At 52.6% G+C, this 16149-nt stretch carries 14 protein-coding genes; 10 read left to right on the forward strand and 4 right to left on the reverse strand.

All coding sequences use genetic code 11. From position 1 onward, the window contains the following. Window positions 1–73 precede the first annotated feature (73 nt). The gene (locus tag H8K38_RS01330; protein WP_186882983.1) at window positions 74–685 is read right to left on the reverse strand and encodes a TetR/AcrR family transcriptional regulator; all 612 of its coding nucleotides are present in this window, start codon (window positions 683–685) and stop codon (window positions 74–76) included. Window positions 686–885: 200 nt separating this feature from the next. Between H8K38_RS01330 and H8K38_RS01335 the strand changes: the two genes are divergently transcribed. After that, entirely contained in the window at window positions 886–3171 is a 2286-nt protein-coding gene (locus H8K38_RS01335; protein ID WP_186882984.1) for a bifunctional diguanylate cyclase/phosphodiesterase, read from the forward strand. A gap of 144 nt (window positions 3172–3315) precedes the next feature. Next, window positions 3316–3639 (forward strand): hypothetical protein, encoded by a 324-nt coding sequence (locus H8K38_RS01340; protein WP_186882985.1) that lies wholly within the window; start codon window positions 3316–3318, stop codon window positions 3637–3639. On the opposite strand, the gene H8K38_RS01345 is transcribed toward H8K38_RS01340, so the two are convergent. Further along, window positions 3618–5933, reverse strand: a complete 2316-nt coding sequence (locus H8K38_RS01345) for a cation-translocating P-type ATPase (protein ID WP_186882986.1) — start codon at window positions 5931–5933, stop codon at window positions 3618–3620. The two genes, H8K38_RS01340 and H8K38_RS01345, sit on opposite strands and share 22 nt — an antisense overlap. 311 nt (window positions 5934–6244) lie before the next feature. On the opposite strand from H8K38_RS01345, the gene cadR reads away from it, so the two are divergent. Continuing rightward, window positions 6245–6676 carry a Cd(II)/Pb(II)-responsive transcriptional regulator gene (cadR, locus tag H8K38_RS01350; protein ID WP_186882987.1) on the forward strand — a complete coding sequence of 144 codons (432 nt, stop codon included), beginning with the start codon at window positions 6245–6247 and terminating at the stop codon, window positions 6674–6676. A gap of 20 nt (window positions 6677–6696) precedes the next feature. Here cadR and H8K38_RS01355 read toward each other — a convergent pair whose 3' ends face one another. After that, entirely contained in the window at window positions 6697–7380 is a 684-nt protein-coding gene (locus tag H8K38_RS01355) for a MarC family protein (RefSeq protein WP_255422777.1), read from the reverse strand. Between the two features lie 147 nt (window positions 7381–7527). Between H8K38_RS01355 and H8K38_RS01360 the strand changes: the two genes are divergently transcribed. The 6 genes from H8K38_RS01360 (at window position 7528) to H8K38_RS01385 (ending at window position 14942) form a co-directional block, all read left to right on the forward strand. Continuing rightward, window positions 7528–8127, forward strand: coding sequence for a GNAT family N-acetyltransferase (locus H8K38_RS01360; RefSeq protein WP_186882988.1), 600 nt, complete (start codon window positions 7528–7530; stop codon window positions 8125–8127). An 80-nt stretch (window positions 8128–8207) separates the two neighbouring features. Further along, entirely contained in the window at window positions 8208–9854 is a 1647-nt protein-coding gene (locus tag H8K38_RS01365) for a M28 family peptidase (protein WP_186883333.1), read from the forward strand. 195 nt (window positions 9855–10049) lie between these two features. Further along, window positions 10050–11537 (forward strand): efflux transporter outer membrane subunit, encoded by a 1488-nt coding sequence (locus H8K38_RS01370; protein WP_186882989.1) that lies wholly within the window; start codon window positions 10050–10052, stop codon window positions 11535–11537. Between the two features lie 26 nt (window positions 11538–11563). Beyond that, entirely contained in the window at window positions 11564–12880 is a 1317-nt protein-coding gene (locus H8K38_RS01375; protein ID WP_186882990.1) for an efflux RND transporter periplasmic adaptor subunit, read from the forward strand. 47 nt (window positions 12881–12927) lie between these two features. Continuing rightward, the gene (locus H8K38_RS01380) at window positions 12928–13740 is read left to right on the forward strand and encodes an ABC transporter ATP-binding protein (RefSeq protein ID WP_370587038.1); all 813 of its coding nucleotides are present in this window, start codon (window positions 12928–12930) and stop codon (window positions 13738–13740) included. After that, a complete protein-coding gene (locus tag H8K38_RS01385) occupies window positions 13731–14942 on the forward strand; it encodes an ABC transporter permease (protein WP_186882992.1) in 1212 nt (403 codons plus the stop codon). Before H8K38_RS01380 ends, H8K38_RS01385 begins: the two co-directional genes overlap by 10 nt. A gap of 177 nt (window positions 14943–15119) precedes the next feature. Here the strand turns inward: H8K38_RS01385 and H8K38_RS01390 are convergent, their stop codons facing one another. Beyond that, the gene (locus tag H8K38_RS01390; protein ID WP_186882993.1) at window positions 15120–15329 is read right to left on the reverse strand and encodes a hypothetical protein; all 210 of its coding nucleotides are present in this window, start codon (window positions 15327–15329) and stop codon (window positions 15120–15122) included. 3 nt (window positions 15330–15332) lie between these two features. Here H8K38_RS01390 and H8K38_RS01395 point away from each other — a divergent pair, with 3 nt between their 5' ends. Then, the gene (locus tag H8K38_RS01395; RefSeq protein WP_186882994.1) at window positions 15333–16067 is read left to right on the forward strand and encodes a hypothetical protein; all 735 of its coding nucleotides are present in this window, start codon (window positions 15333–15335) and stop codon (window positions 16065–16067) included. Window positions 16068–16149 lie beyond the last annotated feature (82 nt).

A 16149-nucleotide genomic window follows, 5' to 3' on the forward strand; every position in this document is an offset into this window, starting at 1 on the left:
GTACGAATAGTGCGGCCATGAGTCATAACGCCGCTGGGGCAGTTTTGCGTAAGTTCTAATACTGAGGTCTGCATTACTTTGTCTCTGGTAGCAGAAGTTCAGTTTGTTTCAATGCCTGTGTCAGCGGTTGTAACTCGTGATGTACTTTCGCCAGTAACGAAGCCCCTACCCACATGCTGTACAAGGATGTGGCAGACTCCTCTGCATTGAGTGCCGCAGAGACACTGCCTTCTGCCTGCGCCAGCCGTATCGTGTCGGCAATCTGTGCGCAGATGCCACGCATACCGACCGACAGCACGGCACGCATAGGCTCTGACAAATCGGAAACCTCTGCCGCCAGTTTGACTGCGAGACAAAATTTGTGACATCCGCCATTTTCTGCGGTTTCTTGCCAACTGGCGAAATACCTCAGCAAGCGCTCACGCGCTGAATGACTCTGATCAGAGAACTGTGATGTCAGCCGCTGCTGATAGTCGGTGAAGTAGCGTTCCAGCATCGCAACGCCAAAACCTTCTTTCGATTGAAAATAATGATAGAACGAGCCTTTCGGTACGGCTGCCGCTGCCAGAATTTCACTTAATCCCAAAGCGCTGAAACCCCGACCCAGTATCAATTGCTCGCCAGTCGCCAGAATGCGCTCGCGGGTATCTTGATAAGTATGTGGACGTTCTTCATATTTTTGCATGGAGTGGATTCTAATAGACCAGTCGTCTAATGTCAAATAAGTGGAAAGCGCAAGGTGACAGCAAGGTCAATGTGTTTCTTTTGTGAAATAATTGTAACAGTTGCTGTTGAGTAAGTTTGGATTATGAGAAAATCACTGTTTGCGCTTGAAAATTTATTTTCATTTTTCTTGATCTATCCTTACTTTCCAGATTGTTGACGATGATGTTTCGCTGGCTGTTCCCAAATGAGAATGCTCTCACGCCCGCCGAAAACGCCGCCTGGAAACTGAGCGCATTACGCATCATCCTGGTTTCAGGCTTTTTGCTCGAAATCTGGATAGCCGTACATACCTCCGCGTCCGCTTTCGCCAGCGGTAACTACAAAGTCATTTGGGTGGTCGGTCTGTTGTATGTGATCAAGTCAGTTGCTATTTATTATTCCACCCGTTCCGTCAGAGCCAGTGCAGGTTTGCTGATTCTGAATATTTACGGCGTCACCCTGGCGGTTGTCACTCTGATTCAGGATCATCAGATCGCCGCGCTCGGTTATATTCTGGTCTATGCCGCACCCCTGATTGCCAGATTGTTTCTGGGACTGAGGCTGGCTTTGTGGCTGATGTTCTTTAATATTTTCCCGTTTTTATTTCTGATTTCCCGATCTGATCAATACGGCTGGCCCGATCTGCAGGTTTCTCTGTCCAGTGTGCAGACAGATGTACACGCATTAATCTTTCTGTTTTTCAATTTTTGCCTGCCTCTCGCCGTGTTCCGGGTGTTGCATGAGCTTGATTCGACGCTGACCCAGTTCACCCGCGCCAGCAAGGCGCTGAAGTTAAGTCATGCGCAATATCAGGAAATTTTTGAAAATGCGGGAACCGCGTTGATCCTGACAGATCCTGCCGGACAAATATTACAAGCGAACAATCAGGCAAATACCTTGCTTGGCCGGCACTCGCACGGCGAGCAATCTCGCGATCTGTTCAGTTGGTTGTTGATGGAGAATAGTGTTCGTCTGCAAGACAAATACGGTCAGGATACAGATGAACTGCGCCTGTCCGCGTACCAGACCCGCGACGGGAAAATGGTTGTGATGAACAATATTTCGCAGACTTCAACCGGTGAATTTATTGTTGCGCTGAGCGATGTTTCATCTTTTTACGCAATGCACAATGCGCTGCAACTCAGTATTGAACGTGAAGATTACCTGAGTAGTCATGATTTGCTGACCAATCTTCCTAACCGGGATATGCTGCGCCAGCATCTGACTTCTGTGTTGGCGAATCAGGACGGGATTCATGTGACGGCACTGGTATCGTTCCGGCTCAATAGTATACGTCACGCCAACCAGCAATTTGGTGCTCCTGCCGGCGATACCTTATTGCGGCGCTTTGCAGACGAACTAGGTGCTGTTCTGCCGGAAAACAGTTTTTGTACACGGCTGCGGAGCATCGTATTTTCGTTTGTGCTCGAACGCTTCCAGACGCCGGGCGATGTGGTGCTATTCGTTGAGCAGATCCGCGAAAAAATGCCGAAGGAAATCGAGATTAATGGCGAAATGCTGCAGGTGCAGTTCTCTGCCGGAATTGCTCTGCTGCGCAACGGCGAAAGCGAGCCGGACGATCTTATCCGCCGCAGTGAAATGGCGCTAGATGCCGCCCGGAAATCGAGTGACCAGAGCACCAGCTTGTTTGATGACGCTGAAGCTCAGGAAATCCGGCGGAATATTGAAATTGAGGTCGGTATTATCAGCGGCCTCAAACACAACGAATTTCATTTGATGTATCAACCCAAGATCTGCCATCAAGGTAAGCTCGCAGGGGTTGAGGCGCTGTTGCGCTGGGATTCAGCGAGTCTGGGCAGAGTCTCTCCGGCAGAGTTTATTCCGGTGGCCGAACATTCGGGTCTGATACACCATATCAGCGATTTTGTCCTCGACGCGGTGTGCGCACAAATCCGCTTATGGCTGGATACGCATGGCGAGAGCCCGGTGGTCGCGCTGAACCTGTCAGTGATCGATCTTGCCCGTACCGATCTGATTGAACTGATTGAAGAGCGTTGCCAGCACTACCGGATTGAAACCCGTTATCTGGAGTTGGAAATCACAGAAACCGGCCTGATCGCGAACGAGGCAATATCGATTCAGCATTTGAATGCACTCAAAAAGCGTGGTTTCAGTATTGCGATTGACGATTTCGGCACGGGTTATTCCTCATTGTCCAAGCTCAGTCATTTCCCTGCACATACAGTTAAAATTGATCGATCATTTGTCGCCCAGATAGGCTATAACCCCAAGAGTGAAATGATCATCAAAGCGATCATTTCACTGGCAGAGATTTTGTCCTGTAAAACAGTCGCGGAAGGTGTCGAAAACGAAGATCAGGAAAGCTTCCTGAAACAGGTCGGCTGTGATTTCTTTCAGGGATATTATTTCTATCATCCGCTGAACCGGCGCGATATGAGTGATTTGCTGGTCAGTAATCTACCGCTGTTGCAACAGGCAAGTTAGTCGTCACTCATCATGCAAATACCACGTCGTCTATGGTTTTTGCGGCAAACTGTCGTGCGGGGCGGACTGCCGGAGGGGAAAGTGTAGCCGCGCTATCCGGCTTCAGATAGAATCGGATGAAGACTACCCTGATGGAGACTGCATATGTATCTGGATCACCCAAAAATTTCTGCAACGAACAGCGAAACCGAACCAGACCGGATCGAGCGTCTGAGCCGTGTCTACGGCTATGCGATGGGGCTGGCGGACATCGACCGTAATACTGCCTGCATTACCAAGCTGGCAAAAATCCATGACCACAAAGGAACCCTGATGGTGATCTGGCACGAAACGCCAACGCCGACAGAGAAAAATTACTTTATGCGCGCCTGGCAAAGTCGCATCGGTGACGAATCCGATCAGGTCGAGCACGCGTTGATACTCAATGAGCCAGTCGGCGAGACAGCTCAGACATCTTTACCTGCATAACGGGATAGCCGCACACCATTGAGCACCACCAGCAGGCTGGTGCCGGTGTCGGCAAAGACCGCCATCCATAAACTCGCATGTCCGCTCAGCGCGAGTGCAAAAAATATCAGTTTGACTGCCAGTGCAAAGCCGATGTTTTGCCATAAAACCTGACTGGTTTTGTGCGAAATACGGATGAATTCTGGCAATTTTCGTAAATCATTCTGCATTAAAGCGACGTCTGCGGTTTCTAATGCGGTGTCGCTGCCGGCGGCCATCGCAAATCCTATATGCGCCGTGGCGATGGCCGGTGCGTCGTTAATACCATCGCCAGTCATACCAGTGACGCCTTGTGCGCGCAGAGTTCTGATCACATCGAGTTTATCTTCCGGCAGCAACTGGCTGCGTACATCGCTGATGCCGGTTTGTGCCGCAATTGCCTGTGCGGTCGCGGCATTATCTCCGGTCAGCATCAGGGTGGTAACGCCAAGTGCATGTAACTCGGCAATCGCCGCCTGACTGCTTGCCCGAACCTGATCTGAGATTGCAATCAATCCGAGCAATTGCTGTTGGCGGCACAGAAAAATCACGGTGTTCCCCTGTAGTTCGAGTGCCTGCACTTGCGCATCAAGATTTTGCCAGCCAACGCCAGATGCGACGATGCTCAGTGCCTCAAGCATCGCGCGGTTGCCGAGGTAGCAGCGCTGGCCATCGATTTCGCCGCTGACACCGCGGCCACGCTGTACTTCGTATAACTGGGCATTCGTGACGCCGGATAATGCTTCGTTGCAGGCAGCAGTGAGCGCTATTGCCAGCGGATGGCTGGAACCTGCATCCAGGCTAGCGGCAAGGCGCAAAATTTCTTTTTCATCCAGATCGCTGACACTGCGTATCAGATTCACGCCGGGTTTTCCTTCTGTGAGCGTACCGGTTTTGTCGAAGGCCAGTGTTTTCAGCAGTTTGCCTTGCTCCAGAAACAGCCCGCCTTTGACGACGATACCGTGGCGCGCAGCCAGTGCCAGGCCACTGACGACAGTGACGGGAGTTGAGATCACCAGCGCACAAGGGCAGGCAATCACCAGCAGCACCAACGCCCGATACAGGCTTTCATGCCAGTCTTGTTGTAGAAACAGCGGCGGCAGGATCGCTGTCAGCAAGGCCAGCACAAACACCACTGGTGTGTAGATGGCGGCAAAGCGATCAACGAAACTTTGCGTCGGCGCGCGCTGGCTTTGTGCTTCCTGCACCGAATGGGCAATGCGTGCCAGCATGCTCGCATTCGCCGGAGCCGAAACGCGTATCTGCAAAGTGCCGGATTGATTCAGCGTGCCGGCATAAACGACGTCGCCTTGCTGTTTGTCGACCGGCATGCTTTCACCGGTGATGGCGGCCTGATTGACGCTCGATTGTCCGGATTCAATGATCCCATCCAGCGCGATTCTGTCACCCGGACGACACTGCACCAGCGCGCCGATGGCGATGCCGCTGGTACTGACTGCCAGCCAGCTGCCGTCGGTCTGCTGCACCTGTGCCGTTTCTGGCGCTTGTTCCAGCAAACCGCTGATCGCATTGCGGGCATGAATCAGGCTGGCTGCTTCTATCATTTCTGCGACAGCGAACAGAAAAATCACCATCGCTGCTTCCGGCCACTGACCTATGGCGATTGCACCGGCCACAGCCGCCGTCATCAGCAGATGAATGTTGAGGGTGAAATGGCGCAGTGCGATCCAGCCTTTTTTCAGGGTAGGTATGCCGCAAATCAGTATCGCAAACAGTGCCAGTACGCCTATCATTACAGAGCTTTCTTTGCCGCTGATCCAGGCGATGACTTCCGCACTGAAAGCCGCGATGCCGCCCAGCGTCATTTTCCAGTATTGGCTGCGTGACGGTCTTTCAGTCAGCGCCGCATGTGATTGCCCGACATCCAGCGGCGTGCCGGACATGCCGACGGCTTTCAGTTTGCTGTGAATATCGGCAATATTTTGCTGGCGGTGATGGACGGTCAGAATCCGGTTCAGTAAATCAAAATCCAGTCGCAATACATCAGGCAAGCCTGACAGCGAACGACGGATCAGCGCTTCTTCGGTCGGACAATCCATCTGTGCGATATGCAAACGCAGACGTTGCGCATCCTCCGGCAGATCAGGCTGAGGTTCTTGTGCTGCCACTGATTCCGCCGATGCTGTACATTTCTGATGCCCGTGCCCGCACTCACTTTGTTTGCCTTCATGGGCGTGCGCGTGTGTATGCGGCTCTGGCTGAGCGGATTTTTCCGGTGTGTGGTCGTGACCACAACAAGCAATTTTTTCTGCCATATCACATCCTGATGTTTTCATTTATGTTTAGTGTAGACTCTGGAGTGGCTACGGGGTCAAGAATTTTTTTGAGGATACTTTCCCGCACTTGTTCCGATAGGGATATTGCTCGGAAAACATGGTGGCAGCGACTGAAAAGCAGCATCAGAAAAGACGTCAATACAGGCCGATATTCATATACTCCCCCCTGTTTTTAATGGAATCACTCTATTGTCAGCATAAACAAAGGGGCTTTTTATATACCCGGGGGAGTATTAATTAATCATGAATACATCTTCATCAATCCATCATCATTCAGCGTGAGTGAACAAATGCGTATCAGTGAACTGGCGAAAGCGACCGGAGTGGATCTGGAAACCATCCGGTATTACGAAAAACAAGGATTGTTACCGGCACCAGAGCGAGAGGAAAACGGTTACCGTAGCTACACCGGCGAGCATCTGGAGCGGTTGTCGTTTATCCGTCATTGCCGGGCGCTGGATATTCCGCTGGCCGATGTGCGCAGGCTGGTCGCCTTCATCGCCAGTCCGGCGGAAGATTGTGGCGATATTAATCTGCTCATCGATCAGCAGATTGCACGCGTCAAAGCCAGGTTGAAAAGCATGCGGGCGCTGGAGAAGCAACTCAGTCAGTTACGTGCGCGTTGTGACGACCGACATCATGGAAAAGAGTGCGGTATCTTGCATGAGCTGGTGGCTGCGGCGCATGGCGAAGCGTGCGCCTGCCATGCGGAGAACCAATGAAATAAATGTCGCCTGAAGAATCAGCGCAGGCGTATATCTGCCATCAGATCAGAGACACCGGCCCAGCCGATTTCTATGCCGATACAGAGCAGAATAAACGCGGATAAACGCATCAGCACCGTGGCACCGATATCGCCGAGGAAACGTTCCATATTCCGCGCAAAGCGGTAGCACAGATACACCACGAGCGTTGTCAGTAACACGCCCATCGCAGAGGCGAGACTGGTCAGCAGCCAGTCGATAGGCTTGTGCGGCATTTGCGTACCGAGCGTGACGGAGGCCGCAATCGTGCCGGGGCCGACGGTTAATGGAAAGCTGAACGGATAAAAACTGCGGCGGCGTAATTCTTCGCGGCTCCATTGTCCGCCATGCGAAGCGGCGACAGAATTCAGCAATTTGTCCTGACTCTGGTCATTCAATAATTTCCAGCCGGCCATGCCGACCACGATGCCCCCGGCAACGCGCACAATAGGCAGCGAAATGCCGAAAAAATCCAGCACGTAAGAGCCGATAAAAATCGCGCCCATCAGCAGGAAAAAACAATTGATCGCAATGCGTTTCGCCAGCCGGTTAGCGATTTCCGGTTCTATCGGCCCTGTCATCGACAGAAAGATAGGCGCAATCGCAATCGGATTTAAAATTGGCAATAAAGTGATAGGCACCACCAGCAACGCCTTGAAGAAGACGATCATCGCCATACTCATAAAAACTCCTGAAAAAATAGAGTGCCCGATTATGCAACAGAATATCTAGGAAATATCCGGTTTCTGGTTTTAAATGATGGAACTTAGTTGCTGTATGTTAAATGTACATAAATATGTGCGTAGGTGCGTGCATAAATAATTTTGATTATGTCAGAAAAATCTCCATTTCCCCTGATTCAGACCCCGCACTTTTTGTTACGACAAATTGTCGCCACGGATCTGACGCAGATTTTTCGCGGCATGTCTGATCCGCGTGTTACCGAGTATTACGGTATCAGTTATGAAACGCTGGAATTAACGCAGGCGCAACTGGACTGGTTTGAATTGATTTACGAAACCGGCACCGGAATCTGGTGGGGCATCTGCCATCGCGACGAACCGCAGCACTTAATCGGCACTTGCGGTATCAATGAGTGGGAACAGGATGATCATTGCGCCGAAGCCGGATTCTGGATTTTTCCTGAATACTGGGGTAAAGGCGTGATGCTTGAATGTCTGTCGGCGATGCTCGATTATTGTTTTACGAAACTCAGTCTGCATCGCATGCAATCGATGGTCGAACCCGATAATCCGGCAAGCTGGAAGCTGATTGAAAAACTCGGCTTTCAACTCGAAGGAATTTTGCGCGAATGTGAACGCAAGGACGATCGCTATGTCGATCTGCGATGCTATTCTTTACTCGCACGCGAATGGCAGAACAGAGCGCAGCCGCAAGCGGCCATCGTTCATTTTCCCGCATCCACTTAGTGGTACAAAATATGCGCTGTGAAACGGTGTTTTACACGCAGCAAAACACACCCAAATTTTTACTTCCTCCCTATCCTGATATGAATATTTTTTCTTTCGCTGCAACGCTGAGCTTACTCGGACTGACTACTTTCAATGCGAGTGCGCAGACAGCAACACCTGCCAGAGTGATCAGTGAACCTGTGCTGCGCTCACATCTTTCTTTTCTCGCCGATGATCTGTTGGAAGGGCGTGGAACCGGACAGCGCGGCGGTGATCTGGCGGTTCGTTATCTCGAAACCCAGGCCGCCATTATTGGCTTGCAGCCGCTGAAGTCGCCGGAAGTTACTGGCTACCGGCAGTCAGTGCGGATTATCGGCAGCCAGACGCTGCCTGAGAGTCGCATCAGTTTTCAGATAAACGGCCGTACGATAACGCCGACGCTGGGCAGTGAGATCGTGTTCGGCTCTTCCGGTGGCAAGGAAAAGGTTACGCTGGATACGCCCGTGGTATTTGTTGGCTACGGTATCCGCGCACAGGAAGAACAATGGGATGATTTTAAAGGCATTGATGTCAAAGGCAAGTTGCTCATCATGATGGTGAATGATCCTCATCCGACGAAAGAAGAACCGCAGCGCTTTGCTGGTGAAGCGCTGACGTATTACGGCCGCTGGACATACAAGTTTGAAGAAGCGATGCGGCAGGGAGCCGCAGGTGTATTGCTGATACACACCACGCCATCGGCCAGTTATGGATGGAATGTACCGCAGACCAGCTTTAGTCACGAACGTTTCAGTTTGCCGGGAATGGGGAATGCAGTCGAAGGTTGGTTACAGGAAGAAAATGCCCGCACTTTGTTTGCTGCTGCCGGTTTTGATCTTGATCGTTTGCGTGCCAGTGCCGAACAGCGTGATTTCAACCCTGTCGATTTGCACATCAAGGCTCAGGTCAACATACAGAATCAGGTAAGACAGGTCGAGCAGTTTAATGTGCTGGGGATGGTACCTGGAACCGATCCCAAACTGGCGACAGAGGCCGTGATTTATTCTGCGCACTGGGATCATCTTGGCATGGAAAAAACTGCTGACGGCAAAACACATATCTGGAACGGTGCGGTGGATAATGCTTCAGGCAGCGCAGCCTTGCTGGCAATGGCGCAGGCAGCAGTCAGACAACCAACAAAGCGTACGCAGATATTTTTGTGGCCTTGTGCAGAAGAACAGTATTTACTGGGCAGCCAGAGTTACGTCAGCAATCCACCCTGGCCGTTGGCAAAAACGGCGGCAGACCTGAATCTCGATAGTATGAATTTTGTTGCTGCCACACATGACATCGGCGTGGCTGGCAGCGAACGTAGCAGTTTGTATGAAAGTGCGGCAAAAGTCGCCGTGCAAATGCATTTGCAACTGGCGCCGGCGGTACCCGATCTGGGTGGCGCGTATTTCCGTGCAGATCATTTTAATTTTGCGCGGGCAGGCGTGCCTGCATTCAATGTTGGTTCGGCCGTGTTTTCCGGTGATGGGCATTTCCATTTTGCGAAGCAGCCGGAGCAGGCGCTGAAAGAGCAGATGAAGAGTTTCAAAGCGGACTACCACACCGAACGCGATACCTATCACGCGCAATGGGATTTAAGTGGTATGGTGCAGCAGGCGCAGTTTACGTTGAACCTCGGATATGAGGTCGCGAATACAGATGCGATGCCGGCCTGGAAAAAAGGTGAGGCGTTTGCGAACGTGAAGCGTCACTGATATTTTTCTGTGTCGTCGGTCTCTCTGATGATCCGCCCGTGATTGCATCTGAATAATGGCGTTTGTCTGATCAGAGGCAATAGTCCGTCACAAAGCGATACACACGTATCGCTTTATTAACGCCAGCGTAGCGCTACAATTTGTGCTGACATGACTATCAGGTTTGATGGCTTAATGAAACACAAGAAAAATGCTATGAAGCGCAAAATTTGCCTGCTGTTCCTGCTGTCACCTCTGGCCGCATGCGTCTCTTCCGGCGCACCGTCATCGACAAGCACGATCACCGGCGTTGAGGTTCCTGCCGCATGGTCTGGTGGTCTGCGGGTTGTCAGTGCAAAAGGCGCAGTGCCATCGGCGAGTGTGCCGCACACCGATATCTCAGTCTGGTGGCAGCGCTTTCAGGACCCGCAGTTAAATCAGCTGATCACACAATCACTGCAAGCCAATACCAGCGTTCAGAATGCGCAGGCGGCTTTACGACAGGCGCGTGCTTTGCGTGATGTCAGTGCGGCTGCTTTATCTCCAAAAATCAATGCCTCCGCTTCGGGGCAGCGCAGTAAATCGGGCGACATAGCGCCTGCAAATTCGTTCTCTACAGGATTTGATGCCAGCTGGGAGCCAGATATTTTTGGTGCCAACCATCAGGCACTGGCAGCCAGTGAAGCAACTGCGCGCGCCAGTGCCGCCAGTCTGGGCGATGTGCAGATATCCGTTGCTGCTGAAGTCGCGGTGAACTACATACAATTGCGGACGACTCAGGTTCGTCTGGCAATTGCGAGGGCGAACGTTGCGAGTCAGGCTGAGACTTTGCAAATTACGAATTGGCGCGTACAGGCCGGCTTGTTGACCTCACTCGAAGGTGAACAGGGACGTGCCGCCAGCGAACAGGCGCAGGCACAAATTCCGTTACTGGAAACCACGGAAGCGCAGAATTTGCACAGCCTTGAAGTGCTGTGCGGGCAGACACCGGAATCTCTGCGTCAACAACTGCAGAGCCGCGCTGCGAAGACTGGCGACATGCTGAGCGCGGCCAATATTCCTCAGACCGACGACAATCTGGCGCTGAGCCTGCCCGCTGAAACTTTGCGCCAACGCCCCGATATCCGTGCGGCTGAACATCAGATCAATGCCGCGCTGGCGCGGGTGCGGCAGGCCGACGTCGCGAATTATCCCAGCTTTAATCTGAGTGGCTCTCTTGGTCTGCGCGCGCTGACGGTCGGTGCGCTTGGTGGCAGTGGCACTTTGCTCAGCAGCGTATTGGCGAGTGTTTCGCTACCGGTGTTGGATGGTGGTGCGAACCGGGCTCAGTTGCAGGCGCAGCAGGCCGCACTTGAGCAGGCGCAGCTCACGTATAAAGCCGCTGTGCTGACGGCCTTACAAGATGTGGAAAATGCGCTGGTCGCACTGAAGAACGACAGGGAACGTCTGCAACGTCTGCGCAACGCTGCCGATGCTGCCAACAATGCAGCTTTGTTGGCTCGTCAACGCTTTGCCAGCGGTCTCATCGATTTCCAGACCATCCTTGAAACACAGCGTACTTTGTATAGCGCGCAGGATGCCGTGGCCAGTACCAGCAACGATCTGGCCGCAGATTACGTGCGCCTGTATAAAGCGTTGGGCGGTGGCTGGCAGGCCGATCAGGATGAATCCGGCAGCACGCGCGACAGCCGTAACCAGAGCTAACCAGAACAGTAATTAAACTAAAAAAAATGATGACTACACCTCCCGTGATGATGACGAAAACCGGAGCGGAAGCGCTCAATTTGCTTGACGACCCGCATGCCCGCGTCTGGTGGCGCCGGCCTGCGTTTTGGCTGATTGTTGTGCTGACGACTGTGCTGCTGGCAGCCTGGTTTTTCTGGAGTAAAAATCAGGCGAATCAGGCCGCGCCCGTGTTTGTTACCACGCCGCTGGCACGTGGCAACCTGACCTTATCCGTGATGGCGAATGGCACTCTGCAACCGACACGCTCGGTCAGCATAGGCAGTGAATTGTCCGGCACCGTCAGCCGTGTGCTGGTCGATGTGAATGACAAAGTCAAAAAAGGGCAGGTGCTGGTGGAGCTTGATACTGCCAAGTTAAATGATCAGATTGTCCGTTCGCGGGCGGCGCTGGATGCGGCCAGAGCAGCTTTGGCACAGGCCAATGCGACGGTTAAAGAGTCGCAGGCGAATTTTGATCGCTTGCAGGAAGTAGCGCGTTTATCCGGCGGCAAAGTCCCATCGAAAGCCGAACTCGACACCGCTGCTGCGACGCTGGATAGGGCGAAAGCCACGGTCCTCAGTGCAGAGGCGAATGTGCTCAGCGCGAAGGCAAGCTTATCGACCGACGAAACCAACTTAGCGCGCGCCTCTATCCGCTCACCTATCGACGGCGTGATACTGACGCGCTCGGTTGATCCCGGGAATGCGGTGGCGGCATCACTGCAAGCTGTCACCTTATTTACGATAGCAGAAGATTTGACGCATTTGCGTTTGCAGGTGAATGTCGACGAGGCCGATGTCGGTGCCGTGCAGTTGGGACAGAAATCCAGTTTTACCGTCAGCGCTTATGCGAATCGCCAGTATCCGGCCACGATTACCCGCGTCGCGTATGGCTCTACGATTACCGATAATGTGGTGACTTACATCACCTATCTGGATGTGGATAACAGCGATCTTAGTCTGCGTCCCGGAATGACGGCGTCGGCCACGATCACTGCGAAGGAAAGAAACGATGTGTTGATCGTACCGAACACGGCTTTACGTTTCACTCCATCGCACGGCGGCACAGCTGCGGCGCCGGGTAAGAGCGGTCTGATGACGAGTCTGATGCCACGTCCACCTGGTCAGGCAGCACGGAAGTCGGCCACAGAATCGGCGAATGGCAAAAAAGTGCAGCAGATATGGATATTACGTGACAATGCGCCGGTCGCGATTGCGGTGACGCGCGGCATCAGCGACGGCAAAATGACAGAAGTCAGTGCGCCAGAATTGCAGGCGGGAATGCAGGTCATTACTGAACAACGTCAGATTGCCGCAAAATGAGTTCTGAAATGAGTTCGGATATCCCAGCTATAACGAAGGTGGTATCAGTGCCTGAGACGAAGATCACCGATGCGGACGCTGATACACTGCCCTTAATACGCTTGCGTGGCGTTACGAAACAATATGGCAGCGGGCAAGCGGCATTGATGGCACTCAAAGGCGTCGATATTGATATTCATGCCGGTGAATTTGTCGCGATTATGGGGCCCAGCGGATCGGGTAAATCGACCGCGATGAATATCATTGGTTGTCTCGATACGCCATCCGGTGGTGAGTATTTATTTCAGGGCATGCATGTTGAAGCATTGTCGCGCGATCAGCGCGCCCGCTTACGGCGGCGTTATCTCGGCTTCGTGTTTCAGGGATTTAATTTGCTGGCGCGTACCTCGGCGCAGGAAAATGTTGAATTGCCGTTGTTGTATCGCGGCGAAAGCCCCGCGAATCGTCATCGGCTCGCAGCGAAGGCCTTGGCATCGGTTGGTCTGGCCGGGTGGGAACACCATACACCGGCAGAATTATCGGGTGGTCAGCAGCAACGTGTCGCTATCGCGCGTGCCATTGTGACCGAACCGGCGGTGTTGCTGGCGGATGAGCCGACCGGCAATCTCGATTCTCAGCGCAGCCGTGAAATTATGGAACTGCTGTCGCGTCTGAATCAGGAACATGGCATCACTATCATGATGGTCACACATGAACCGGATATGGCTTTGTATGCCAAACGTATCGTCCGCTTTGTTGATGGCCTGCTCGATACCGATACCATCAATCCGCATCCGGTCGCGATATTGTCAGCAGACGCAGCAGATACAGTAGCCAATGCGGCGGCAGCGGTGGCAGAAGGAGGCGCAGCATGTTCCTGAATACGATATTGCTGGCACTGCGTTCGATACGCCGTAATCTGCTGCGCTCATTTCTGACCATCCTCGGTATTGTGATCGGTGTCAGCGCAGTGATCACCATGGTGACTTTAGGTAACGGTGCGACCGCTGCGGTACAGGCGCAGATATCCAGTCTCGGGACGAATTTATTGCAGATTCGCCCCGGTCAGCGTATGAGCTTTGGCGGTGGTGGCGGTGCCGGCACTGCTTCGTTTAAAGAAGCCGATGCCGAAGCGATCGCCTCGCAAATCGGCGGTGTGCAAGCCGTGGCACCCGAAGGCCGCGCCAGTGCTGTCGTCGTGGCGAATGGACGTAACTGGTCGAGTAGTGTGACTGGCAGTACCAATGCGTGGCTGCGTACGAATAACTGGACGCTGGCGGCAGGACGTCAGTTTGAAGAAGGCGAATTGCAGGCTGGTTCAGCCGTCTGCATTATCGGTGAAACAGTGAGAAGGGAATTGTTCGATACGCGCAATGCGGTTGGAGAACATTTGCGCGTCAAGCAGTTTTCCTGTGAGGTTGTCGGTGTGCTGGGGTCGAAAGGGCAGGCTGCCATGGGCAATGATCAGGATGATGTGGTGCTGATTCCTTTGCATACATTGCAGCGTCGTGTGACCGGCAATCGCCGCGTTGCCACTTTGCTGGTCTCGATGAAAGACGACGCCGACAGTGAAACCCTGAAAGCCAGTCTGACACAATTGCTGCGTGAACGTCGCAAACTGGCCGATACCGATGAAGACAACTTCAATGTGCTCGATACCAAGCAGTTGGCTGAAACTATGTCTGGTACGACCAAGGTCATGACAACCTTGCTTGGTGCGGTCGCTGCTGTGAGTTTGCTGGTCGGCGGCATCGGCATCATGAATATCATGCTGGTCAGCGTCACAGAACGCACCCGCGAGATCGGCTTGCGACTGGCGATAGGTGCATTGGAGCGTGAAGTGCTATTGCAGTTTCTGATTGAAGCCACTGTCTTATCGACACTCGGCGGCATCATTGGTATCGTGCTGGCAGCGGGTGCCTCGATCCTGCTCGCGCAGATCATGCAGGTGCCTTATATGTTCAATACGTCGATTAACCTGATGTCGTTTTTCTTTTCAGCTGGCATCGGCATGTTGTTCGGTTATTTCCCGGCGCGTCGTGCCGCCCAGCTTGATCCGATTGAAGCCTTGCGACACGAGTAAGCTCACAATAATCGTGGTGACGGATGAGGCCTGTGACCACGATTAATGATGATGCCGATGATCTTTTTCTTCAAGCCTTTTTTCACCTTTCCTCCGAGTCTTACCTCCTTATTCCATAAGCCCTGCAAGTGAGAATTGCTCCAGAAGGCGCATTAATACTGAGAGATCGGCTTTCAGTTATTTGCTAAATACGCCTGTTTGACATATCTCTGCGTTGTTGCCCGGATGTGTGCTTGCAATTTCTACCACGCGATCGTACTGCACCGATTGATTAAACAATGCGGCAAATTCCGGGCAATTCTTGTCTTTGAAGTTTGATGATTTTTTGTAAACTATGTAGCGTATCAGCAGAGAATAAACCGTTATTTCATTCAGCAGGAGAGACATACCATGAATATTCAAGGCATCAGCGGCGCGAGTGCATGGTTTGACGTAGCGAAGAAAACGGGTACTTTCTCCACTACCGTTCCGGCTCAAACACCCGCTTCGGCACGTAGCAGTGATACTGCCAGTATTTCCGGGGCAGCGCGCGACAGGCTGATGCAAGAAATAACATCGCAGAGCGCCAGATCTGCTACAGCGGCAACGCCGTCAATACCATCAACCCCTGCGGTTGCCAGCTTCGACACCGACAAAGGACGCGTGGAGCTGAACATCGACGATTATTTTTCCGCCAGCCCACAAAAACCGCTTGCTGAATTACCGCCCTTACTCATGCCTTCCCAGCAGAATATTGACGTGCTGAGTACGCATATTTCAAATGTGTTTCCCAAATTTTTATCTGACCATGGGATATCGTCAGCGCCTGCCAGTATCTCGTATGACAGCATGGGGCAGGCGGTATTTCCGGCAGACTACCCGTATACGGAGCAATTAAAAAAGGCACTCGATGATACGCCATCGATGGCGCGAAAACTCATGACTGTGGTTGGCATGACCGATGCAAAAAATGCGCTGGATGAAGGAGTGAAATTCCAGCAGGAGTATACAAATGCCCAGAGCCAGAACGCGTTGGGAGCCGTGATTGCAAAATATGGCAGTCTGCTTTCGGGGCAGTCCTCTACGTCTCCGGTTTCTTTGCTTTTTTCTGAGGATGGACGCATGCAAAACACCCGCAATGTGTAATCTTCTTTTTGTCCGCTTTCTGAACTGCGCTGCCCGCTGAGATAAGCCGGGCAGCTGCATGTGTTCAAACTCAGGCCTGAAG

The organism is Undibacterium sp. FT79W, from assembly GCF_014284215.1.
In the GTDB taxonomy this organism is placed as follows: Bacteria; Pseudomonadota; Gammaproteobacteria; order Burkholderiales; family Burkholderiaceae_D; genus Undibacterium; species Undibacterium aquatile.